At 71.3% G+C, this 21,806-nt stretch carries 10 protein-coding genes and 4 pseudogenes; 5 read left to right on the top strand and 9 right to left on the bottom strand.

The genetic code is table 11. The annotated features are described in order from the left end of the window. The 3 genes from QSK52_RS36955 to QSK52_RS36965 all read right to left on the bottom strand — a co-directional run. Nucleotides 1-391 (bottom strand): ATP-binding protein (locus QSK52_RS36955; RefSeq protein WP_285740668.1); only part of this gene is annotated, 391 nt, incomplete at its 3' end. Further along, nucleotides 388-525, bottom strand: a complete 138-nt coding sequence (locus tag QSK52_RS36960; protein ID WP_285740669.1) for a hypothetical protein — start codon at nucleotides 523-525, stop codon at nucleotides 388-390. The genes QSK52_RS36955 and QSK52_RS36960, both read right to left, overlap by 4 nt. Before the next feature lie 570 nt (nucleotides 526-1,095). Continuing rightward, the gene (locus tag QSK52_RS36965) at nucleotides 1,096-1,704 is read right to left on the bottom strand and encodes a hypothetical protein (RefSeq protein WP_285740670.1); all 609 of its coding nucleotides are present in this window, start codon (nucleotides 1,702-1,704) and stop codon (nucleotides 1,096-1,098) included. A 373-nt stretch (nucleotides 1,705-2,077) separates the two neighbouring features. On the opposite strand from QSK52_RS36965, the gene QSK52_RS36970 reads away from it, so the two are divergent. Next, nucleotides 2,078-2,719 carry a hypothetical protein gene (locus QSK52_RS36970; protein WP_285740671.1) on the top strand — a complete coding sequence of 214 codons (642 nt, stop codon included), beginning with the start codon at nucleotides 2,078-2,080 and terminating at the stop codon, nucleotides 2,717-2,719. A 49-nt stretch (nucleotides 2,720-2,768) separates the two neighbouring features. On the opposite strand, the pseudogene QSK52_RS39765 reads toward QSK52_RS36970, so the two are convergent. Beyond that, nucleotides 2,769-3,849 (bottom strand): annotated as a pseudogene (locus tag QSK52_RS39765) (IS630 family transposase). A gap of 162 nt (nucleotides 3,850-4,011) precedes the next feature. On the opposite strand from QSK52_RS39765, the pseudogene QSK52_RS39605 reads away from it, so the two are divergent. Further along, nucleotides 4,012-4,275, top strand: a pseudogene (locus QSK52_RS39605) (winged helix-turn-helix domain-containing protein); the annotation flags it as partial. A 572-nt stretch (nucleotides 4,276-4,847) separates the two neighbouring features. Beyond that, nucleotides 4,848-5,066: a hypothetical protein gene (locus QSK52_RS36985; protein WP_285740672.1), complete on the top strand. Its 219-nt coding sequence runs from the start codon at nucleotides 4,848-4,850 to the stop codon at nucleotides 5,064-5,066. A 304-nt stretch (nucleotides 5,067-5,370) separates the two neighbouring features. Here the strand turns inward: QSK52_RS36985 and QSK52_RS36990 are convergent, their stop codons facing one another. From QSK52_RS36990 to QSK52_RS39775, 3 genes and pseudogenes are all read right to left on the bottom strand, one after another. Next, nucleotides 5,371-5,781, bottom strand: coding sequence for a hypothetical protein (locus QSK52_RS36990; protein WP_285740673.1), 411 nt, complete (start codon nucleotides 5,779-5,781; stop codon nucleotides 5,371-5,373). A gap of 117 nt (nucleotides 5,782-5,898) precedes the next feature. Next, nucleotides 5,899-6,087, bottom strand: coding sequence for a hypothetical protein (locus QSK52_RS39770; protein ID WP_435053470.1), 189 nt, complete (start codon nucleotides 6,085-6,087; stop codon nucleotides 5,899-5,901). 22 nt (nucleotides 6,088-6,109) lie between these two features. Further along, nucleotides 6,110-6,454, bottom strand: a pseudogene (locus tag QSK52_RS39775) (transposase); the annotation flags it as partial. 739 nt (nucleotides 6,455-7,193) lie between these two features. Here QSK52_RS39775 and QSK52_RS37000 point away from each other — a divergent pair. Together QSK52_RS37000 and QSK52_RS37005 are read left to right on the top strand one after the other, a co-directional pair. Next, nucleotides 7,194-8,275, top strand: a pseudogene (locus QSK52_RS37000) (IS3 family transposase). A 193-nt stretch (nucleotides 8,276-8,468) separates the two neighbouring features. Further along, nucleotides 8,469-9,230 (top strand): transposase family protein, encoded by a 762-nt coding sequence (locus QSK52_RS37005; RefSeq protein ID WP_285740693.1) that lies wholly within the window; start codon nucleotides 8,469-8,471, stop codon nucleotides 9,228-9,230. Nucleotides 9,231-9,584: 354 nt separating this feature from the next. Here the strand turns inward: QSK52_RS37005 and QSK52_RS37010 are convergent, their stop codons facing one another. Both QSK52_RS37010 and QSK52_RS37015 read right to left on the bottom strand, forming a co-directional pair. Then, the gene (locus QSK52_RS37010; protein WP_285740674.1) at nucleotides 9,585-10,037 is read right to left on the bottom strand and encodes a hypothetical protein; all 453 of its coding nucleotides are present in this window, start codon (nucleotides 10,035-10,037) and stop codon (nucleotides 9,585-9,587) included. Nucleotides 10,038-10,073: 36 nt separating this feature from the next. Further along, nucleotides 10,074-21,539 (bottom strand): LamG-like jellyroll fold domain-containing protein, encoded by an 11,466-nt coding sequence (locus QSK52_RS37015; protein ID WP_285740675.1) that lies wholly within the window; start codon nucleotides 21,537-21,539, stop codon nucleotides 10,074-10,076. Between the last annotated feature and the right edge of the window lie 267 nt (nucleotides 21,540-21,806).

Below are 21,806 nucleotides of genomic sequence, written 5' to 3' on the forward strand. Positions count from 1 at the left end.
TGCCGCACCGCACCCTACCGAGCGGCAGGACATGCCCGAGTCTGCAGGGTCTATCGCTACTGACGGCATCAGCAGCGCTTTGACCTGGGCACATGCCTGTGCTGGCCCGGACAACGCCAGATAACTCCAGCGACTTGTCACGGGGGAATCCGGCAGCCTTGATCCGCCGCTCGGAGCGGCGGCGTCCGCGGTCGTCGCACTCGGCCATCAGCAGCTCGGCGAGGAGGCCGCGGTAGGTCATCTGGTCCTTGACCGCCCGGTCGGCGATGTCGGCGAACTCGTTGCGGATCGGCGGCAGCCGCAGCAGCCGCAGCAGCCGCCAGGCGGTGTCGATGGCCGTGGTCGCGGCCTGCTCGGTCAGGTTCCGCCGTCGGGGCAGCACGGCGGTCATGGCGCTTCTCCCTCGCGCAGGTCACCGCCGTCGGCGCCGCGGTGTCGGAGCAACTGGTCGTAGTGGGCCACCGAGGGCAGCGGCCTGGTGTCCGGCGGAAGGTGGTGGAGCTTCCACTCGTGCAGGAACGTCACCCTCCCGACCCCGGCCCGGGAACCGGCCTTGGTGCCGGGAGCTCGACGACGGGTTCCTCCTCCGTCTGGGCGGCCTTGCGGGCCTCCAGGGCGACTGCGTCCGCGGTCGGCGCCCCCGCCCGCCCGTCGTGGCGAAGATCGGGGCCTTGTCGAACAGCGACCAGCTCCACCCCGCCGCATCCGTGAACTGAACCCCCCTCGACTCTCCCGGGCCACGCCTCACGTCCACCCGACGGACCACCTCACGCCGCAGCCCGAGCATGAACGCCCCAGCGTCGAACAAGGTCGTCAACGAGCGCCGGTATGCCGCGATGCGCCAGGCCCCGGTACGGGACGACCTCTACCGGGACAGCACCGCCACCACCCCGGCCCGGCCGATCTCCTCGGTGCCGAACTGGACGCCTGGCGCGACCGTCCCGGACGTGGCGCAGGCGCCCCGCGCCAGGAGCGGCATCATCGACGTCCGGAGGCAGGGCCGGCGGCAGACCGACTTCACGGTCGACCGCCCGGCTGCTACCGGAACAGCCGATCCGGCCGCGCGGTACGGGTGGGCCCCGGTACGGCGGTCGGTCAGTGGCCGTACGGGGGCTGGAAGCAGCCGGTCTCCGGGTAGACGCCGTGGACGGAGAGCTCGTAGCGGGCGGGCGCGACGTAGCCGGAGACGCAGGTGCGACCGTGCAGCAGGACGGCGATCCGGACGCCCGGGGCGGTGACGTAGTGGTCGGTGTCGTAGCGGGGCTCGAACGCGTCGACGACCAGGGTGCCCTCAGGGGCGCCGCCGTTGGCGCCTCGGTCGGACACCGGGTGGCCGAGTTTGCGCAGGGCGGCCCGTACGGCGTCCGGCGTCCAGGTCTGCCGCTCCCACAGCTCCTTGAAGGCGGGTTCGAGCCGTCCGGCCTCGCGCCGGGCGTCCGCCTCGTCGGCCGCGGCGACCTCGCTCTCCCGCCGGTAGGCCAGGTTGTCACCACCGTGCGGCGCGCCGTCGTCCGCGTACGGGGAGGCCCCGGAGGGGGTGATCGTGGCGGACGCGGTCACGGCGGGAGCCGCCGCAGCGGGGACGGCCGGGCCGCCGGCCTGGCGGTCGCCGCAGGCGGTGAGCGCGGCGGCGGCAGTCGACGCCAGCAGGAGGACGGCGGGGGCCGACCGGCCGCGGCCCGGCCGGGGAAGGATGGTGCGCATGGGAACCATGGTGTCACGCGGAGGGGGCAGCTCCACCCAATGCCCGCTCCGACCCAGGATCGGGCCCGGACCGCCCGACTGGACGTACGCAGGCGCGACCGGCTCAGCGGTCTCCTCCGCGGGGACCGGAATGTTGCCTGAACAGGGCGGATGAGTCTTTCGGCAAGGGCGAGGTCGGCAGCCCGCACCGGGGAACGACTGGCCGCTGCTGTGGGTCTGCTCCAGTGCACCACCAGTCAGGGATCCTGTGGCGGTCGTCGGCCAGTCGGTCAGCGGGCCGTACTCACGAGCGAGTTCGTTCCACGAGGCCGGTCCAGCTCCGGGCGAGCTCGTGTTCTCGACCCCCCGCGGCGGCGGAAGATACGATCCATTTATGGCCGCTGCGGCCGGATCGGGGGCGGTTGTGTTCTTGGGCGGGCTGGCGCTGTGCGTGCTCCTGGGCGGTGAAGTCGCTGCCGTCCTCGTCGGTTTCGCCAACCTCGACGCCGGGATCTCGGTGGCACTGATCACGGCCGGTCTCCTCCTCGCGCCCTGGACCGGAACGGCGGGCGTCGCCTTGCTGCACCGGGGCTTGCGTCGACGCGGCGGGCTGGACGGACCGCCCGTCCTGGGAACCGCTGCAGCGAAGATCGAAGAAGTCCGGGAGATCCAGGAAGGCGAAGAGGTCCTGCTGCAGCTCGACCTCACCATCGCGCCGGACGACCGGCCGGCCTACCGCGCCAACGCGGGTGTGGACGTGCGTCTTTCGCAGGTGGGTGACTACCGCGCAGGCCGGATTCTGGTCGTGGACTACGAGATGGGCCGCCCCTGGCGCATCGTGGTCCGCAAGGACCCGGACGCCGAGTGGGCAGCACGGCTCGCGACGTCCCGGATCGACACCGCGCCGGCCGCCACCCGCCGCACCGCGCCGCACCGCGAGCGCGTGGCCACCACCCGGTACTTCCTCGCAGCCACCGGCTCCGGCCTGCTGGTCTCGCTCTGGCCGCTGTGGATCCTGCTCGGCCATCACGGCTGAACTCTCTTTCAGCACCGGGTCATTGCGGAGCGTTGCTGACGTCAGCTCGTCAGGGTGAGGCTGGGGTGTCGAGGGCCAGGCCGGTACCGGCTATGAAGCCGTCGAGGGTGTCGGGTCGGTACTGCAGGCGTTTGAGCCGGTGGCGGACGAGGGCTTCGAGGCGGTCGAGGGCCATGACGGCGAGGTTGGCGAGACTGTGCTTGACGTGTGCCCGGACCCACTCGACGGGGCTGAGGTCGGGCGAGTAGGCGGGCAGCAGGAACACCGTCAGCCAGGCGCGCTCGGCGACCAACTCGCGCATGGCGTGGGAGACATGGGTGTTCAGGCGGTCCCGGACCAGCACGATCGGCGCCTTGACGAGTTGGTGGACGCCGTCGACCAGGGCGATGAAGTCGCGCTCGCCCATGCTGCGGCGCACGCCCTTGGCCACGGGGTGGGTGCGCGCAGGCGGTGGCACAGCCGGGTGCGGGAGCCGGGCCGCATCGCGATCAGCCCGGCCACCGACAGGCGTCCCGAGCGGCGCCCGCTGACGGTCACGACCGGCGTGCGGCCGCGCCGGCCCCAGGTGCGTCCTCGGGGCGGCCGGCGGGTGAAGCCTGCCTCGTCCTCGAAGCAGAGGTATCCCCCGCAGGCCGCCCGGACTCTTTTACCTCCGCCCAGGCCACCTCCTTCCACACGGCGACGGCCAGCTCGTCGCGCTCGGCCACCCGGCGCGCGGGGACCTGCGGGCTGAAACCGAGCCGGTGCATCAGCCGCGTCGCCCCGGAGACGCTGTACGTGACGTGGAACTTCCGCCCGATCAGCGTCGCCACCCGCGAGGCCGTCCACACCTGGTCCTCCACCCAGCCGCGCGCGGCCGACCCCTGCTCCAGATGCGCGGCGAGCTTGGACAGGCAGCGCGGGGACAGGCGACACCGGGATCCGCCCGGGCCGCGTGACGCAAGTGCCTCGACCCCGCCCTCACGCCACAACTGATGCCACTGGTGAGCCGACTTCAAGCTCACCCGCAGACGCCTGGCCACCTCCGCCGGCTTGACCTCCTGCTCGAACAACGCGGCCGCCTGCACCCGCACCGACTCCCGGCGCAGCCGTCCCGCGGCGGTCAGCCCGCCCCCATCCGCATATCTCACACACCACCGGTACAGCCACCGCCTCAGGCACATCAGGCACTTCACGCAGATTCACCCTGACGCGCCGAAATCAGTAGTAGCGCTGGAGAAGCGGTTGGCTGGGCAAAGGGCCGGCCGCCTACGGGGGTGGAGGACCAGCGGTGAGCTCCCGCCAGGGTTCAGGCGGTGACCGGACGTCGGTTCCGGATGCGACTGTCCATCGCGACGGTCGGGCGGCTGCTGAAACGGCACCGCTGGCTCTGGCAGGTCCCGGCCCGCCGGGCACTGGAGGGACCAGTCGGCCCAGGAGACGTCCACCGGGTACTCGCAGAGCGGAATGCGGGCCGGGTCGGTGCGAAATCCGGTGAAAGCAGGGCGAGTTCACGACCATCCGGTCGCTCGGCAGCAGGCTGGGCGTGCTGCTCGGTGCTGCGCGGGGCGTGCTGAAGGGCAGGCGTGCGGACCGTGGCGGCCCGTATCGTGGAGGGATGGCGGACCAGGGGGCAGAGACGCGGCGGGCGCTGGCGGTCATGGCGGCGTTGGCGTCTGCGGGGGTGGGGCTGGCGCTGGCGGTGGTCTTCGGGGCACACGTGCTGGCCGGGTTCGGGCTGGTCGCCGGCGCGCCGGGGCGGCTGACGGTGGAGAAGTGCCAGGAGTGGCAATTCCACGGGGACACCGGGCAGGCAGGTGGCGGTGGCGTGGAGCATCACTGCTGGGGGACGTTCCGGCCGGACGGCGGGGGAGTGCCACGGTCGGACGTGGAGCTGAAGGGTCGTCGGGGCGAGGGGTATCTGGCTCCGCCGCCCGGGAGTTCCTGTGCCACGCCGAGTCCGGTCGCCCCCGTGTCGAGCAGCGGGGGGAGTGGCGACCCGAGTGGCGAGCCGAGCGAAAGCCCGAGTGGCGGGCCGACCGTCAGCACGAGCGGCAGCCCGGCCGGAGCGGCGTCGGCGCCCGCGTCGTCGGCCCCGCGGCGCCCGTGGTGCTGGGGGGACAACGGGCCGCGCGATGTGCGGGCGCGGTTGATCGGCGGGACGGCATGGGCGACCGGTGACGGGCTGGTGGTGCACGCGGGGCTGGCGCTGGCGGGGATCGCCGGACTCGCGGCCGCGCCGGTGCTGTTCGGACGGCTGACCGGCAGGCGCGGGGCGCGGTGGGTCCGGGCGGCGCAGTGGGCCGCGGCGGTGGCGGCGGTGGTGGCCGTGGTGTTGCTCCTGGACGCAATGGTGATCGCCGAGTAGCCGACGCGGGGACGGGCAGCGGCAGGGCTGTCGTCGACCGTGCGGTCGACGCGGGGACGGGCTGTCGGCGGAGAGTGAGATTCGACTGCGTTGACCGCGTTTGCAGCGTGCGCACGAACAGCGAACCTCTTCGGCCTGCAACTCCACTGGTGAGGACGGTCTTGGCCGCTGACGTCAGCCAGTTCGGGCTGCAGCGGGAACGGCGAGATCCTCCAGCGCTCGAACGTGGCCACCCGGGGCTTGGAGGACGGCGCGGCAGCGTCCGCGCCCTGTCGACGGCCTGCGTCAAGGTCCGGCCGGCAGGTCAGGGCGAACCGGGCGACGGCGCCGCGGACGGCGGCACCACCGCCGTCCGCGGGTAGAGGCAGCCCGGCGCAAGCGCATCCTCGCCCTTCGCCACCCAGTAGGTGTCCGGCGTGGTCGGGCACGGCAGTGGACTCGGCCGGGTCATCGCGCAGCCTGCGGCGGCCTCTCGGCCGAGGCTGCGGTACTCCCACCAGTCGGTCGGGCACCGGAAGGTCGAGCCCGTCGAGGCCGGTTCGTGCCGGATGCGCGTGCATCCGCGGGTCGGGTAGTTGGAGTTGTCGCAGCTGTACTCCTCGGGCGGTGAGCAACGGGCAAACACCGCAAGCCCGCCGACCAGCAGCACGATCGAGGTCAGTCCCGCCCAGACACCCGGCCGGCCGGATCGTCGGCCGGAACCTTCCGCGTCCATCCCGCCCCCGTTCACCGGACTCCGCGCTCCCCCGGAGGGGATACCCGCCTCGCCTCCGCCGTACGCCGCACCTCGGTCGGGTTTGTACAGCCAGCGGTGCAACTGATGTGGTGTGAGTTACCGTCGGCCGATGGGGAGCCAGCCGTCGAAGGCGATGTCGAAGGCCTGGAGCGCGAGCTTCCAATGCATGGCCCAGCGTTTGCGGCCGGCACCGGTGGGGTCCAGGCTCGTGACGGCCGTGTAGACGGACTTCGGTGCCGCCGCTTCGTTCGCGAAGTGCCCGCGAGCGCGGACGGCCTTGCGTATGCGTGCGTTGACCGACTCGGTGGATGCAGTCGATGGAGATCACCAGGGAGACCGGGTCCAAGGGCCGGTGCTGCCATTCGGGCATCCCGTCCATGACCTTGTCAGTGATGGTCCAGACGGTCTGCCTGGACACGCTCGCGCCGTAGACCTCCGCGAGGTGGGCGGAGATGTCACCGTGCGTCAGACCCCCTGCTGACAACGACAGCACCATCTCGCCGACACCGGTCAGGCGTCGTTGGCGCTTCTTGACGGTCTGCGGTTCGAAGCTGTCCTCACGGTCGGGCGGGACCTCGATCCGGACGGGGCCGACCTCGGTCAGCGAGGTTGTTCGGCCCGCACTCCTGGACGACGAGGTCGCCGGTCCCGAAGGGGGCTTCCTCAGAACGGGCGCCGGGCGTTTCGAAGTCGGCGGCCCCGGGTGCGCCCCCGGTGCCCGTCCGGCTGCAACTCCCTCAGCCGCACGGTCGCCGCCCCTGCCCGGGGAGCGGCCGCCGGTCCGGCGCGGCGGCGCAGCAGCGGTGGAGTTCGACGAACGCCCGCACCCGCAGTCGGGCGTGGTCGAGGCCAGCGGTGTGGGCGGCGGGCCGACAGGGGTGGCCGTCGGGGCCTCGGCCGCGGGTTCCTCGTCGAGCCGCACTGACCCCGCTCCGCAGTGCCCCGCCCGGTCCCCGTACGGCTCGCTGACGGATTCTCAGTGCCCCGCCGCCTTCCGGTCCGGGCCTGGTCTGTCGGCCCGATCGTTCGGTGACCGGCTGCAGGGCGTCTCTGGTGTCCCCGTGGACCGGGTCGTTCTCAGGGTGTTCCAGGACGTGTCGGCGTCGTGGGTGCCGGCGGTGGAGTGCCGGCCCAGGCCTTCGGGGTGCGCGGCCGGTGCGCTCGGGTGCCGCACGGCCCTGGGAGCACGGTTCGGGACCCGGCCCCGAACCGGAGCACGGTCCCAGGGCGATCTCGTGCTCCACGGGGGCGGATTGACGGCCCGTCGGATGGTCCTCTGGGAGGGCGCCGGGAACAGCTCCGGCGCCCTACTCCGAGGAGAGCTTCCCGTGCACGCAAACGCACCGCGGCACCACCGCCCGAACCGACCCCACCGCCTGCGCCGGTGCGGGGTGGCGGCAACCGTGGCCGCCACCGTGGTGGCCGGCGTCCTGGCACCGGCCGCGGCGTCCGCCGCACCGCCCGACGCCGTGCAGCAGCGCCTCGACGCCCTGGTCCACCAGGACGGGGTACCTGCCCTGGCTACTGAGCGGGACATCCTGCGCAGGGCGGCCAAGTATTTCGCCGGCGGGACGAACTGGTGAGCCGCTTCCAGTTCGTCCACGACCACCGGGACGCCTACGAGGTGAAGCGGCTGTGCCAGGTCCTGGACGTCAATCGCTCCAGCTACTACAAGTGGCTGGCAGGGGCCGGTGCCAGGGCCGTCCGCCGACGCGAGGACGAGGTCCTGGCTGAACGGATACGCCGGATTCATGCCGATTCGGGCGGGACCTACGGCTCGCCGAGGGTAACCGCGGAACTGCGCGAGACCGGGAGGAGGGTCAACCACAAGCGGGTCGCCCGGGTCATGCGGACCTACTCCATCGTCGGCATCCGCCTGCGAAGAAGGGCTCGCACCACGGTTCCGGACCCGGCCGCCCAGGCGGTCCCGGACCTGTTCGAGCGGGACTTCACCGCCACCGGGTCGGGACGCAAGTACATGGGCGACATCACGTATCTGCCGCTTGCGGGCGGGGAGTTCCTCTACCTGGCGACCGTGCTGGACTGCTTCAGTCGCAGGGTCGTGGGCTGGTCGATCGCCGACCACATGCGCACCGCCTTGGTCACCGACGCGCTGCGGATGGCGGCCGCGAGCCGCGGCGGCTTGGACGGGGCGGTGTTCCACTCCGACCGCGGGGTGCAATACGGGTCGAGAGCCTTTGCCGACCTGTGCTCGGACCTGGGCGTCACCCGGTCGATAGGCGCGGTTGGCAGCAGCGCGGACAACGCGGCCTGCGAGAGCTTCCACGCCTCCCTCAAGCGCGAAATCCTTCAGGACGCCCGCGACTTCGGCGACCCCGCCACCTGCCGCAGGACCGTCTTCGCCTGGCTGACCCGCTACAACACCCGCCGCCGACACTCCGCCAACGGCCACCTCAGCCCCAACGAATACGAACGACGCCACCACACCGCTAAACCCACGCTCGCCGCGTGACAACCAACCGCGTGTCCACCTTCACGGGCGAAGGCCCCCCGACGCCTCATTGAGCCTCTTTCATCCTGTCCGGGGAGGGTGAAATGGTTGCTCAGCGGTGGTGGGGTAACAGGCGAGGCTCCTGGTCGTTCCGTCGGTGTTCTCTACGTACCACGCTCTGGCCGAGGAGCCTCGCTTGGTCCCGTATCCTGCCATGCTCGACGTCCCGCACGAGCTGGTCGAACACGTCTCGTGGCTCATCCATACCCGAACGTGTGAACTCGGGTCGCGCTGGCGGAAGTTGAGCTGCTTCAAACAAGCCCTGCTGGCCCTGGCCCATCTACGGAAGAACGAGACGCCCGCCCGGGTCGCCGCAGGATTCGGGGCGTCGGAGGCGACGGCCTGGCGGTACGTGGAGGAGACCGTGGAAGTCCTGGCCGCGTGGGCGCCTGGCCTGCGCGAGGCCCTGGTGGGACTGGGCGAGGGCGACTTCGTGATCGTCGACGGCACGCTGATCCCGACCGACCGGATCAAGGCGGACGAGCCGTACTACTCGCAGAAGCACCGCAAGCACGGGATGAACGTGCAGGTCGTCGCCGCACCCGACGGCACACCCCTGTGGTTCTTCCGTGCCCTGCCGGGCCGCACCCACGACCTGACCGCGGCCCGCGCCCACGGAATCGTCCAGGCCTGCCTGACCCGCGAGATCCTCGTCCTGGCGGACCGGGCCTACCGCGGGGCCGGCGCGACCTTCCGCACCCCGCACTACAACCACCACGAACTACCCGAGCACTACCAGCAGTACAACCGAGACCACGCCCGACTCCGAACACCCGGCGAACGAGCCTTCGCCCAACTGAAGGCCTGGAAAGTCTTCGGCAAGACCCGCTGCACGACCAACCGCATCAGCCGCCTGATCGCCGCCGTCCACACCCTCATGATCCACAGCCCCGCGACCAGGGAAAACTCAGGATGAAAGAGGCTCATTGAGCTTGCGGTAGGTGACCTCGGCACCTGCGGTTCGACACACGTATCGGTCGCGATGCTCCGCCGCGCTGCCGCTGAGCGTCGAGGCCAGGTTGGACGTCACGGCGCGCGGACCGGGGCCCCTGACTGCCTGTGACGGGCGGGGCCCATCCGGTCGGGCAGGACACCCACCACCCCGCATAGGGCCACTCTCCACCAGCATTGTGGTGAAGTTGCCCGTAGTTCGTCGGCGCCAGCGCCTGCAACTGCGCCGCCGACACCGGCCGCTCGTCCAACTCCGCGACCGCGCCTCCTCCGTTCACTTCCCCATTCTCCGCACCCCTCGTGGCCCGCTGCCCCGGGATCAGCCCGAGATCTCCCGCATTCCGGATTCCGCCTCGGCCCGGTTGACCAGGCCCACGAAGCTGACGTCGTCCATCGACCTGGTGTCGTTGACGATCCCGCCCACGTCGACCGGCCGGGTCTCCTGCCCGAGGGGATGGGGGAAGCCGGCCACCGTCCACCGCCCGCCCAGCGGGGAGGACGGATCGACCGCCCATTCCCACCGGGCGCCGTGGTAGCTGATCAGGAACTCCGCCAGCACCACCATCAGGAAGGTCCGGAACTGCACCCATTCCTCGTCCGGCATGGCGTTCGGCTGCCATCCCGCGCTGAGCTCGCTCTCGATCCGCCGGAGCGCGGAAATCGGGTCCGCCCGCATGAGATCGGGACGCTCTCCCAATTCCGTGAAAATGCTCCGACAGTTCTCGTAGTTGTCCGCGGCCCATGCGACCACGTCGGGCCGATACTGGTTCACTTCACGTCGCCCTTCCCGGAGGGTCCGGTGGAATATTTAGTATGGATTGTGCCAAATCCAGATTATACCAGCCTCGTTGAGGCGTGCGGCGGCTTCCGCCGACGGTCCCGCGCCGGCGAACACCCATCGCGGGTCGTAGGTCGGATCCATGGCCCGGAGTGCGACGTCTTTGGCTATCTGGTGCTCGATATCGCCCAGGGGGACGTAGTTCTTCACCTGGATCACCACTTCCTGGCCGTCGATCAGCACCGTCTTGTTCCGGTACCTCTGATATCCCTTCACCTCGACGGCCAATGCCTTTCCGTTCCCCTGCGGAGCGTAGGCGTCGACGTTCCGCTGACCCGTGTCGGTGATCGGGAAACCGTCGACGGAGTCCTGCTCCGGATCGGCCTTGAATGTTTTGGCTTTCCCGTCGTACATGTTTCTCATGTAGTCCTCGGTCCGCTGCCAGGACTTCAACGCGGTACTCAAGGCGATCCGATTGCTCCCCGGCGGCAGGGCCGAGACCGAGGAGGGCGTTCCCAGCGCGGCCGGGTTGGGGTCCGCGTCGGGGTGGAGCGGATCTCCGGGCGAGTCGCCGGGGTTCGGGGTTCCGGGTTCGGGGGTGAGGGTGTTGTGGGCGGTGTCGGCCGGGGTGCCGTTGTCCACCGGCTTGTCGTTGCCCGGCTTCTGGTGGAGGCCGTCCTTGGCGGTGGGGCCGGGCGGGGTGCCGAGGCTGCAACTGGAACCGCCCGGGATGATGGAGGCCAGGCCAGCGAGCTCGTTGATGTCGATGTCGTGGCTGGAGGAGCCGAGCTCTCCGAGCAGTTCGTACTCCTCGACCCGCTCTTCGTTGAACTCCCGTTCCCACTCCTCGAAGTCCCGCTCCTCCTGGAGCCGACGCTCGATCTCGCGCTGTTGCTCCTCGAGGTTCCGCTCCATCCGGTTGGCGTCGCTCTGGTTCTGCGCCCAGACGACGGATCCGTTGGAGAGGACGTACCAGTGCGTGACCGGCTTGAGGAGCATCTGGCCGGCCGCGATGTTGCGGGAGTATTCGGAGGCGAGCAGCATCCGGCCGGCCGCGATGTTGCTCGCGTACTCGGCCGCCCTGTCGGCCGCGGACTCGCCGCCGCCGCCACCGCCGCCACCGCCGCCACCACCCCCAGTGCGGACCGGGCTGTCGTCGCCGTCGTCGGGCGCGGGCCCGCGGCAGCTGCTGTGGCCGCTGGGGTCCTGGTTGGCGAGGGGGTTGTTGCTGCCGTAGGTGTAGCGGTTGGCGTTGACCGAGGGGCTGGAGCCGAGGTCGGCGGTGTCGCGGCTGGTGAAGGTTCCGGTGGCGGGGTCGTACCAGCGGCTGGCGGTGCCGACCAGGTTGGTGGTGCTGTCGGTCCAGCCGCCCTGGTAGCCGAGGTCGTGGGCGGCGCCGCTGGTGCCGGTGCTCTGCCCCCAGGGGTCGTAGGCGGTGGAGCTGCTGACGGCGCTCCCGGTGGGGGTGAAGGTGGCGACCAGGTCGCCGTGCTGGTTGGTGAGCGGAAGGACCGCGCCCCCGGACCCGCTCAGCGAGACGAGTGATCCGTCGGGCGTGCGGTCGTAGGTCTCGGTGCCGTCGGAGGTGATGCTGCTGCTCGCACCGTCGTAGGTGAAGGCGTGGCCGCCGGTGCCGGTGAGGCGTCCCAGCGCGTCGTAGCTGTAGTTCTGGCTCCCGGTGGCGACGAGTTGGTCGAAGCCGTCGTAGGTGTAACTGGTGGTGGCGGCGCCGGTGGTGGCAGAGGCGGTGGTGCCGCGCGGGGTGTAGGTGAAGGTGGTGCCGCCGGAGCTCAGGACCCGGTTGCGGGTGTCGTAGGTGGCGGTGGTGCTGCCGGCTCGGGTGCGGTTGCCGTTGCCGTCGTACCCGTAGGTGGTGGTGGCGGTGCCGTTGTCCCAACTGGTCAGGCGTCCGGCCCAGTCGTAGTGGTAGCTGTGGCTGCCGCTCCCGGTCAGTCCGGTGGTGGTCTGGGTGGAGAGGTTGCCCGCGGGATCGTACGCGTAGGCGATGGAGGCTTCGGTGCCGCCCGCCGGGGTCTTGAGGGTGTCGCTGGTCAGCCGGTGCCGGTCGTCGTAGCCGAAGGTGCGGGTGGCCCCTCCGGAGCCGTACGTGACGCCGGTGAGGTCGTCGACGGTGTCGTACTGGTATCCGATCAGGGCTCCGGTGAGCGGGTCCGCGGTTGAGGTGAGCCGGCCGTCGGCGTCGTAGCCGAAGGTGGTGGTGCGGGAGGCGTCGGTGCGGGAGGTGAGCCGGCCGTCGGCGTCGTACTGGTAGGTGCTGTTGCCGGTGGGGCCGCTGGCGCTGATCAGGTGTCCGCGGTCCTCGTAGGAGTAGGTCTCGGTACCGGCGGGGGCGGACGAGGTCAGCAGGCGGCCGTCGGCGTCGTAGCCGAAGGTGCGGGTGGCGGTGGTGACGCCGGTGCCGGAGGCCGTTTCGGTGCGGCGGTTGCCCGCCGCGTCGAAGCCGGTGGTGATGGTGACCCCGCCGGGTTCGGCGGAGGTGACGGCCTCCAGGGCCGCGTCGTACCCGGTGGTGTAGGTGCGGTCGGCGAGGACCGGGTCGATCGCGGTGGGTGGTTCGATGGTGGACTCGGGCAGGCCGAGGGAGTTGTAGGTGTACGAGGTCGGGTTGCCGTTGCCGTCGGTGTAGAGGGTGCGCCGTCCCGTCGGGTCGTAGCCGAGCTGGGTGGCGATGGTAGCGGTGGCGCTCAGTGGTTCGGTCTGCCTGACCATCCGGTCGGCGGCGTCGTAGGCGTAGCTGGTGGTGTGCCCGTTGGCATCGGTGCTGGTCACCGCATTGCCGTCGGGGTCGTAGCCGGTCCGTTGCCCGGGCAGCGGGGTGCCGTTGTGGTCGAACGGCGTGCTGGCGACGGGCTGTTCGGCCTGGTCGTAGTCGGTGGTGACGCCGGTGTGGTCGGGCAGGGTGACCTTGGTGACGCCGCCGGTGAGGTCGTGGACGTAGGTGGTGGTGTGCTGGAGGGCGTCGGTGGTGCTGGCCGTCTCGCCCGCCGCGTTGAAGGCGGCGCTGCTGGTCTCCCGGCCGGGGGTGGTAGCGGAGGTCTGGTTGCCCGCGTCGTCGTGGGTGTAGGTGGTGGTGAAGGCGGCGGCGGTGGGCTGGCGGACCAGCCGGGTGGTGGTGGCGGTGCGGCCGAGGTCGTCGTAGGTGTACTGGATGGTGGCGCCGGTCGGGTCGGTCTCGGAGAGGAGTTCCCCGTCGAGGTCGTGGCCGAGCAGGGTGGTCGGCGTGCTGCCGTCGACGGCGGGCCGGGTGACCTTTGCGGTGTTGCCGAACTGGTCGTAGCCGTAGGCGGTGACGCGGTTCAGGCCGCCGGGGTCGACGGTGGAGGTGGTGGGGCGGCCGAGGGCGTCGTAGGTCGTCGTGACGGTGGGCGTGACAGTGGCGGTGGTGCCCGGTGGGGTGTAGGCGGGCGAGGATACCGCGGTCGGCTCGGAGTCGGCGTTGTAGGTGTAGGTGGTGATGTTCCCGTCGGCGTCGTCCTGCTCGACGGTGTCGCCGAAGGTGTCGTAGCCGGTTCGGGAGACCGGTGCGGTTTGCTGGGCGGCGTCGGCCTGGGTCGCCGGGTCGAAGTGGTGGGCGGTGACGGTCGGTTCGAGAATCTGGGTGAGCCGGCCGAGCGCGTCGTGGGTGTAGCCGGTGGTGTAGGCAGCGGGGGTGGCTCCGGCGGCGTTGCCGTCGGGGGTGACGCTGGTCAGGGTGAGGCCGCGCTGGTCGTAGGTGTAGCTGGTGGTCGCGTTCTGCGGGCTGTTGCGCACCGTGCTGGTGAGGACGTGCCCGACCGGGTCGTAGGTGGAGTCGGTCTCCCGGGTCTGGGTGCCATCGGTGAGGACGGTGGTGAGCGGCCGGCCGGCCGCGTCGTAGGTGTACCGCGTGCTGCGGTCCAGGCCACCGGGGTCGATCGTGGTGCTGCTGGAACGGCCCGCTGCGTCCCATGAGTTGACCACGGTGGTGCGGCCGCCGCCGGTGACCCGCTGGGTGAGGTTCCCGGCCGGGTCGTAGATGTTCTGCTGGAGGACGACGTCGCGGAGGGTGCCGTCGGCGTTGTGGAAGCCGTCCAGGTCGACCTCGGCGACGGTGTCGTCGTCGTTGTAGTAGGTGTGGGTGGTGCGGCCCATCGCGTCGGTGACGGTGGCGAGCCGGCCGGCCGGGTCGTAGGTGCGGGCCTCGACGGCGAGCGGTGCGGCGGCGGTTGGGTGGTTCGGGTCGCCGGTGTAGTTGGCGACGGCGGTCTGCAGCAGCCAGCCCTGGCTGGAGTACCCGAAGCTGCGGGTGGTGCCGAGGGCGTCGGTCGTGGTGGTGGTGCGGCCGAAGACGTCGTGGGTGTAGGTGGTGCGGTGGCCGGCCGGGTCGGTGGTGGCGGTGAGCAGGTCGTGGGCGGTGTCGTAGGTCCAGGTGGAGGTGCGGGGGGCGTCGCCGCCGGTGGTGTCGCTGACCGTCCGGGTGGTCAGGTCGCCGTCGGCGTCGTAGCCGGAGGTGGTCAGGCCGGTGTGGATGGTGCCGGTGACGGCGTCGGTGGTGGCCGGGTCGGTCCGGGTCAGCGGGCGGCCCTGGCCGTCCCAGGTGTACGTGGTGGTGCTGGTGCTGGCAGTTCCGCCCGGTCCGCAGTTGCCGCAGGTGACGGTGCGGGCAGTGGTGCGGCCGAGGTTGTCGTGGCGGTAGGTGGTGGTCAGGCCGAGTGGGTCGACGGTCCTGGTGAGGTTTCCGGCCGCGTCGTACGCGTACCGGATCTGCTGGGCGGCCGTGAGCGTGCCCGGCTGGGTGATGGTGCTGGCGTCGACGGGGACGGAGGTCGCGGCGTTCAGCCCGGCGGGCACGGTGGCTCCGGCGACCGGTTGGCCGGTGGCGTCGACCGCCTGTTCGGTGCCTGTGGTGGTGACCGTGTAGGTGGTGCGGCCCTTGGGGAAGTCGCCGGTGGCCGGGGTGGTCACGGAGGTGAGTCCGCCGGCCGTGTCGTAGGTGTATGAGGTGGTGTAGGTGGTATCTGTCGGCGACTGCGAGCGGGCGTCGCTGACTGCCTTGAGCTTGTCGTTGGTGGGGTTGAGCGGGTTCGCCTGGTCCAGCAGGTATGTCCGGTAGCCAGTCTGGCAGGAGGCCGCGGTCCGGCAGGTGGTGCGGGAGACCTCGTTGCCGCGCGCGTCGTGGCCGAGGGTGGTGGTGTGGCCGTCGGGGTCGGTAACGGTGTGCAGGAACCCGGAGGTGTCGTAGGTGTAGGAGGTGGTGTTGCCGGAGGCGTCGGCATTGCTGATCAGCTGGTTGGTGCGGGTGTCGAAGCGGTACTTGAGGACGGCACCGGCCGGGTCGGTGACCTGGGCGGTGGTCACCGGGGTGGGCGCGGAGGCGTTCCCCATCGCCTTGAAGTGCGCCGCGACGGTGGCGCTGTCGAGGCGGGCAGGGTAGAACGCGACCTCGGCGATCGAGCCGGTGAAGTGGCCGGAGGCGTCGGCGGGGTGGTTCGGCCAGGAGTCCTCGTCGGTGCCGGCACCGACGTACACGTAGGCGGAGCCGTTGTAGTAGATCTGCCGGGCCGTGCTGCTGGTGGCGGCCTGTGCGCCGTCCAGATAGAGGCTCTGTCCGGTGTTGTCGCCAGCGAGTACGGCGTGGTGCCAGGCGCCGTCGGTGACGGTCTTCGCGGTGACCAGGGAGTTCGCGGCGTCGCCGGTCCACAGCGCGCCGTACAGCTTGCCGTCGGTCCCGACGTAGAGCGCCGGGTTCCACTGGTCGACGCCGCCGGTGTGGGGGGATCCGAGCGGGAACGACTGGTAGCTGTAGAGCACGCCGGCCGTGCTGGTCCGGAACCACAGCTCGATGCTGTTCGGGCCCTTGACCGGTGCAGCGGTGGCGGGCAGTTGCAGCACGGAGGTGGTGCCGTTGAAGGTAGCCGCCCCCTGGATCTGGTCGCCGGAAGGCCCACGGTCGCCGAGGGTGGTGGCGGTGTAGGTGCCGGAGGCCTGGTCGGGCAGGGCGGCGCCGGTCTCGTCGTAGGCGGTGGCGGTGCCCGGCGGTTCGTCGAGCCGCCAGTAGCCGCGGGCGTTGGCGTCGATCACCTGGGCGCGGTAGCCGTCGGCGGCGGTGAGGCCACCGGTGGTGCCGGGGGTGGTGGCACGCGCGTACTGGGCGGCGATGGTGGCCGGGGCGAGCGCGTAGCGGTAGTAGGAGAAGTCGGCGAGCTTCCCGTTGAAGTGGCCGCTAGCGTCGGCCGGCGCGTTCGCCCAGCCCTGGACGGTGCCGGCGCCGAGGTAGGCGTAGCCCGAGCCGTTGTACGCCTTGGTGCCGGTGACGGCGCTGCCGGTGGGTCGGCCGTCGAGGTAGAGCTGTTCGGTGGTGCCGGAGCGGGTGAGCGTGGCGAGGTGCCAGCTGCCGTCGGTGACGGTTTCGGTGGAGACGGCGGGGGCGACGCTGGACCCGAAGAGTTCGCCGTGGAGCTTGCTGTCGGTGCCGACGTACAGCGCGGGGTTCGTCAGGTCCCCGGTGGCGGGGGCCTGGCCGAGCGGGAAGGTCTGGTAGGCGTAGATCACGCCGGGGGCGGTGGTCCTGAACCAGGCGGAGACGGTGGCCGCGATGTCCCACCGGGGCACGGCGCCGCCGGGGAGCTGGACGTAGGAGGTGGTGCCGTCGAAAGCCGCCGCGGTCGAGGTGCCGGACGCCCAGGGGCCGGTCGTGCCGAGGGCGGTGCCGTGGTGGGTGCCGAGGTTCTGGTCGAGCGCCGTGGAGGACAGCAGTTCGTTGGCCGAGTTGCCGGCCGGGTCGTTCAGCCGCCAGTAGCCGGTGGGACGTGCGCCGACGACGGCGGCGTCGTAGGCCGCGGCGGTGGCGCCGGATGCGGTGGCCTGGGCGTACAGAGAGCCGACCGTGCCGGCGCCCACGCCGTGGTCGAACATCGCGACGTCGGCGATCTGCCCGGTGAAGTGGCCTGCCTGGTCGGTCGGGTGGGCGGGCCAGTTGCCGTCGCTGGTGCCCGCGCCGATGTACACGTGGGCGGTTCCGTTGGGGACGATCTGGCCGGTGACCGGTCCGGCGACGGCGGCGCCGTCGAGGTAGAGGGTCTGGGTGGAGGGGGTGTCCGCGGACAGTAGCGCGAAGTGCCACTTGCCGTCGGCGACGGCGGTGCCGGAGGTCAGCGCGGAGGCGGTGCTGTTGTAGATCTCCCCGCGCAGCTTTCCGTCCGTGCCGACGTACAGCACGGGGTTCCACTTGTCGGTCCCCGGCACGTGCGGCGCGCCGACCGTGAAGGACTGGTAGCCGACCAGGACGCCGGGGGCGGTGGTCCGGAACCAGAGGCCGACCGCGCCCGGCCCCTGGACGGGGGCGAACGAGGACGGGACCTCGGCCCACGAGGTACTGCCGTCGAAGGAGGCCGCGGTGGACCCGGGCACCGGCCCGGCCGCCCCGGGGCTCACCCCGGAGGTGGTGCCGTTGTTCGGGACCGGCCGCGGGACGTAGACCTGGTTCGACGCCTGGGTGCCCTGTCCGTCGGACAGCGGCCAGTAGCCGCCGGGGTTCGAGCCCGCCACCGCGGTGCGGTACTCCTGCACGGAGCCGGAGACCGTCGGTGGGGTGATCTTCCAGACGCCGCCGTTCGCGTCGGTGACCTGGGTGGCGCGGTCGTTCTTCGCGTCGTAGGCGACGGACAGCTTGGCCTTCCCGGATGGCAGGCCCACGCCCGCCAGTTCGACCGAGGCGCTGGTACCGGCCCGGTACAGCGCGCTGACCGCGGGCTGGCCGAGCGCATGGTCGTAGAAGGCGACGTCGCTGATCGATCCGGTGAAGTAGCCGGCGTGCCCGGTGTTGTCGCCGGTGTTGTAGTACGGCTCGTCCGGCCACCAGCCTCCGATGAAGCCGCCGCCGACCGTCTCGGCGCGCTGGCCAGTGGCGACTACCTGTCCGGTCAGCGGCTGGCCCTGGGCCACTCCGTCCAAGTACAGCGACTGGGTGTTGCCCGCCGCGGTCAGCACAACGTGGTGCCACTTGCCGTCGTTGACGGCGGTGCTCGACGCCATCGGGCCGACACCGCCCTGCCAGAACTCGCCGTAGAGCTTGCCCGAGGTGCCGACGTACAGCGCGGGCGTGTAGTTGTGGCCAGTGGTGGCCGCGGGGAAGACGTCGGTCTGGTAGCCGAACAGCACGCCTTGTCCGGTGGTGCGGAACCACATCCCGACGGAGGTGTAGGAGGACGAGTCGAGCAGGCTCTGCGGGAGCGTCACCACACCGCTCTGCCCGTCGAAGGCGGTGGCCGTGGCGCCCGAGGCCGTCGGCCCGGCCGCGCCCGGGGTCGTTCCGGAGGACGAGTAGTGCGCGGTGTCCCTGCCCTGGTTCTCGATCACCTCGCTCGCCGCGTTCGTGCCGGACGCCTCGCCCAGCCGCCAGTAGGAGGCCGGGGAGGTGTCGAGCACCGCGCTGCGCTGGTGCGAGCCCGTGGTGTAGCTGTACGTGGTGCAGGCGGGTGCGGAGTTGCCGCCGGCCGGTGGGGCGCAGACCTGGTCCAACTCGTCCGTATGGGAAGGGTTGTAGTCGTAGGTCCAGGACAACGCGGTGCTCGGGTCGGTGCCGGTGACGGGGTCAGTGGCGACCTTGGTCACGTGGGCGCCCGTCCAGGTGAAGTGCAGGGCACGGCCGGAGACAGCGTCGGTGATCGTGTCGAGCCGGCCCGCGGTGTAGTGGAACGCCTGGGCGCGACCATAGGCATCCTTCACCGTGGACAGCGCGTAGCCCGCGCCGACCGGTGCCTTGAACTCGTAGCTGGTGCCGCTCTTCAGGAGTAGCACGAACCCGCCAGCGACCGCGGTCAGCGTCTCGTACTCGCCCTGCGCGGGCGTGTACTGCGCGCCGCCCTGCGGGTCCGGTCCCATCCGCTCGGCGCGTCCGGTGGCGTCGGTGAGGACGACCGCGCCGGAGCCGTCGTCGTCGGGCTGGACCCGCATGTCGAAGGCCGAGGACCAGCCGGCGCCGAACAGGTTCGAGGTGCGCGGGTCGAGCGAGTTGTAGGAGCGGGCCACCCGCAGGGCGGGGCCGACCGAGGCGACGTCGGCGTCCACCGCGTCGGTGGTGTAGTTGCCGACCTTCGGGTCGAAGGTCCGTCCGGTGCCGTCACCGGCCGCGCCGCCCAGGTGCGAGGTGATCGGCGGCTGCTGGACCATGGTCGAGAACTGGAGCGGGCCGAGGAACTGGCTCTCCGTCACGTGGTCGCCGACCTTCACCTGCCAGGTGTAGGAAGCGTTCCACGCCAGCTTCCCCGCCGGGACCGCCCAGGAGGTGTTGGGCTGCCAGCCCGACTCGGCGGCCAGCTGCGGCGAGCCGGAGGGCGGGACGGTCCACACCTGGAAGTCGTAGTCGAGGCCGGTGCCGGGGTAGTTGTCGGGGTCGTAGCCGGTCGCATAGAGCTGCGGCGTCAGCGTGCCGACTACCGTCCCGCTCTGCGGCGCCACCGCATCCGTCTGGGGTGCGGTGTCCTGGCTGGTGACGGATTCGCAGAGCCAGGGCACGCCGTACGAGTCGTGCAGCGAGGTCGTGCCGCCCACGTAGCCGTCCCAGCAGACGCTGTAGGTCTGGCCGGGAGGCAGCGCGGGGATCACGCCGGCGACGGTGACGGTCTGTCCGGTCTGGACCGGGGTCTGCTGCCAGGGCACGCCCGCCAGCGGCCCGTCGGTCTCGTTGCCGCGCTGGTCGAAGACCCGGGCCCGCAGCTGCATGCTGGTCGAGTTCCACCAGTTCGCGGCCACGTTGCTCATCGAGACCTGCTGCGCGCCGGTCGCGTTGTAGGTCGGCGGGGTGACGTTGCCAACCAGCGAGTAGGTCGACGCCCAGTCCGAGTAGGTGACGTACAGGTAGGGAGGGTAGCTGGAGTGGACGCTCGCGAACTGCTTCCACGCGTTGAAGTCGGTGGTGCTGGCGGTCACCGCGAGGCCGTAGTTGGCACCGCCCTTCGACCAGCTCGTCACGAGCTGGGTGCCCGGCGAGGACGGGGCGTCGCCGAGGTCGACGTTCTCCCACTGGGTGCCGTTGGAGCAGCCGGTTCCGGCGTAGAAACTGCTGGTGCCGAGGGTGTCGCCGACGTTCAAGCCCGGGTAGGTGTTGATCGACGAGGGGTTCCAGGCGGAGGTGATCCGGTGGACGTCGACTGCGTGCGGCTTGCACTCGTAGGACCACAGGTCGTCCATGGCGAGCCCGGCCGACTCGATGAACTCGTTCCCCAGCGAGGTGACGCCGGGGAAGTACAGATAGCTATTGGCGATGTGCGAACCGCCGTCGTAGGTACCGACCTTCAGCACCGAGTCGGAGGAGTAGTTGGCCGTGAACTGCGACATCACGTACGTCGACTGGCCGACACCCACCTGCGCGTTGGTGGTGGGGTCCACCCGCACCGGGAAGACCCGGTGAGGATCGTGCAACCAGGCGCTGTCCAAGGTCAGTTGCAGGGCTGGCCGGCCCTCCGCGGTGACCAGCCGGTAGCCGACGCCGTCGGACAGCGCGCCCTGACCGGACCGGGGGTCGACCGCGGAGTCCTCCATGAAGCCGCGGGGAATGGTCACCCGCACCGTTCCCGCCGCGTCCTTGAACACCGCGTTGCCGCTCGCGTCGATCTCCGCGGTCAGCCCGGTGGTGGTCAGCGGGAACGTCCAGGTGGTGGCGGCCGACGCGTCGTGCAGGACCAGGGTCTCCTTGACCCCGTCCGCCTCCGCGTCGTACTGGACGTCGGCCGATCCGGCCGGTCCGGCGTAGGTGACCGTGCTGCCGCTCACCGAGGCGGCGACCGGCGAGGCCCCCTGGATGCCGTACGACACCTTGTGGTCGGCATCCAGCGACCAGGAGACCAGCGCCGGATCGGCCGCGTTCGCCGCGAAGTCCGGCGAGTCGGCATTGGCCTTTTCCTGCCAGCGCCCGCTGCGCTTCTGGACCACCGCGGTGTCGATGTCCGCCCAACTGCCGTCCGCCTGCCGGAAGTGCACCGGTCGCGGGTAGAACCGGGTGGTCCGCGAACCGTCGTCGTTCTGGTAGACCGAGGTGCTCGCCGTCCTGGCGGACGGGATCTCGACGCCGCCCGCGGCCGGGCTCTGCGCCGTGGTCGGCGTGCCGGTGCCCGGCCCGGTCGCCGGACTCGGCAGGGCCCCGGCCGCGGCCCGGGCCTTGTCCCGCAGCCGCGTGGCCTCGTCCCGTTCCGCCCCGGTGGGCGGGTCGACCCGCTGCGGTGCCACCGCGGACCGGCCGACGTCCGAGTCCTGCGGGTTCCGGCCCGTCACGGACCGCTGCGCGGACGGCAGTTCGCCAGGCGCCGCCCGGTGCTCGCCGCCCGCACCGGGGGCCTCCTTGCTGGTGGCGTTCGCGCCGACCAGGCCGCCCCGGCCGGCCGACCCGCCGCGCTGCTGCGGGGTCGCGGGTGCGGCCACCGAGGACGGGGCGTGCGCACCAGCGAAGGACCAGGCCGGCTGCGTTCCGAGCGCCACCGCCACCGCCAGCACGACCGCTAGCACCAGCGGCCGACGCACCCGCGCCCCGTTCGCCGAACGCCATGTCCCCGTCGCCCGTCGCCACGACCAGCGGCCCACGGCCTACCCCCAAGTACCCGGTGCCGGCCCCGTCGTGAGGCCGCATCAACGCCGAACGTCTACTCGATGGCCGCCCGCGGCTGCAACGGCCGGAGTCCTGCGGGGGCGCCGAATTACGCCGTTCTCGGTGTGTACACCCTGGAATGCCCCGGGGCCCGGGCGAAATATTTTCCTTTCCCATGAACATACGTCGACCGAATCTTTGTC

The sequence above is a fragment of the Kitasatospora phosalacinea genome, from assembly GCF_030268885.1.
Classification (GTDB): Bacteria; Actinomycetota; Actinomycetes; order Streptomycetales; family Streptomycetaceae; genus Kitasatospora; species Kitasatospora phosalacinea_C.

Coding starts and splice junctions, on each gene's coding strand:
- QSK52_RS36990 (WP_285740673.1), bottom strand. CDS start 5,781: ATGGACGCGGAAGGTTCCGGCCGACGATCCGGCCGGCCGGGTGTCTGG.
- QSK52_RS36970 (WP_285740671.1), top strand. CDS start 2,078: ATGGCCGCTGCGGCCGGATCGGGGGCGGTTGTGTTCTTGGGCGGGCTG.
- QSK52_RS36965 (WP_285740670.1), bottom strand. CDS start 1,704: ATGCGCACCATCCTTCCCCGGCCGGGCCGCGGCCGGTCGGCCCCCGCC.
- QSK52_RS37005 (WP_285740693.1), top strand. CDS start 8,469: ATGCTCGACGTCCCGCACGAGCTGGTCGAACACGTCTCGTGGCTCATC.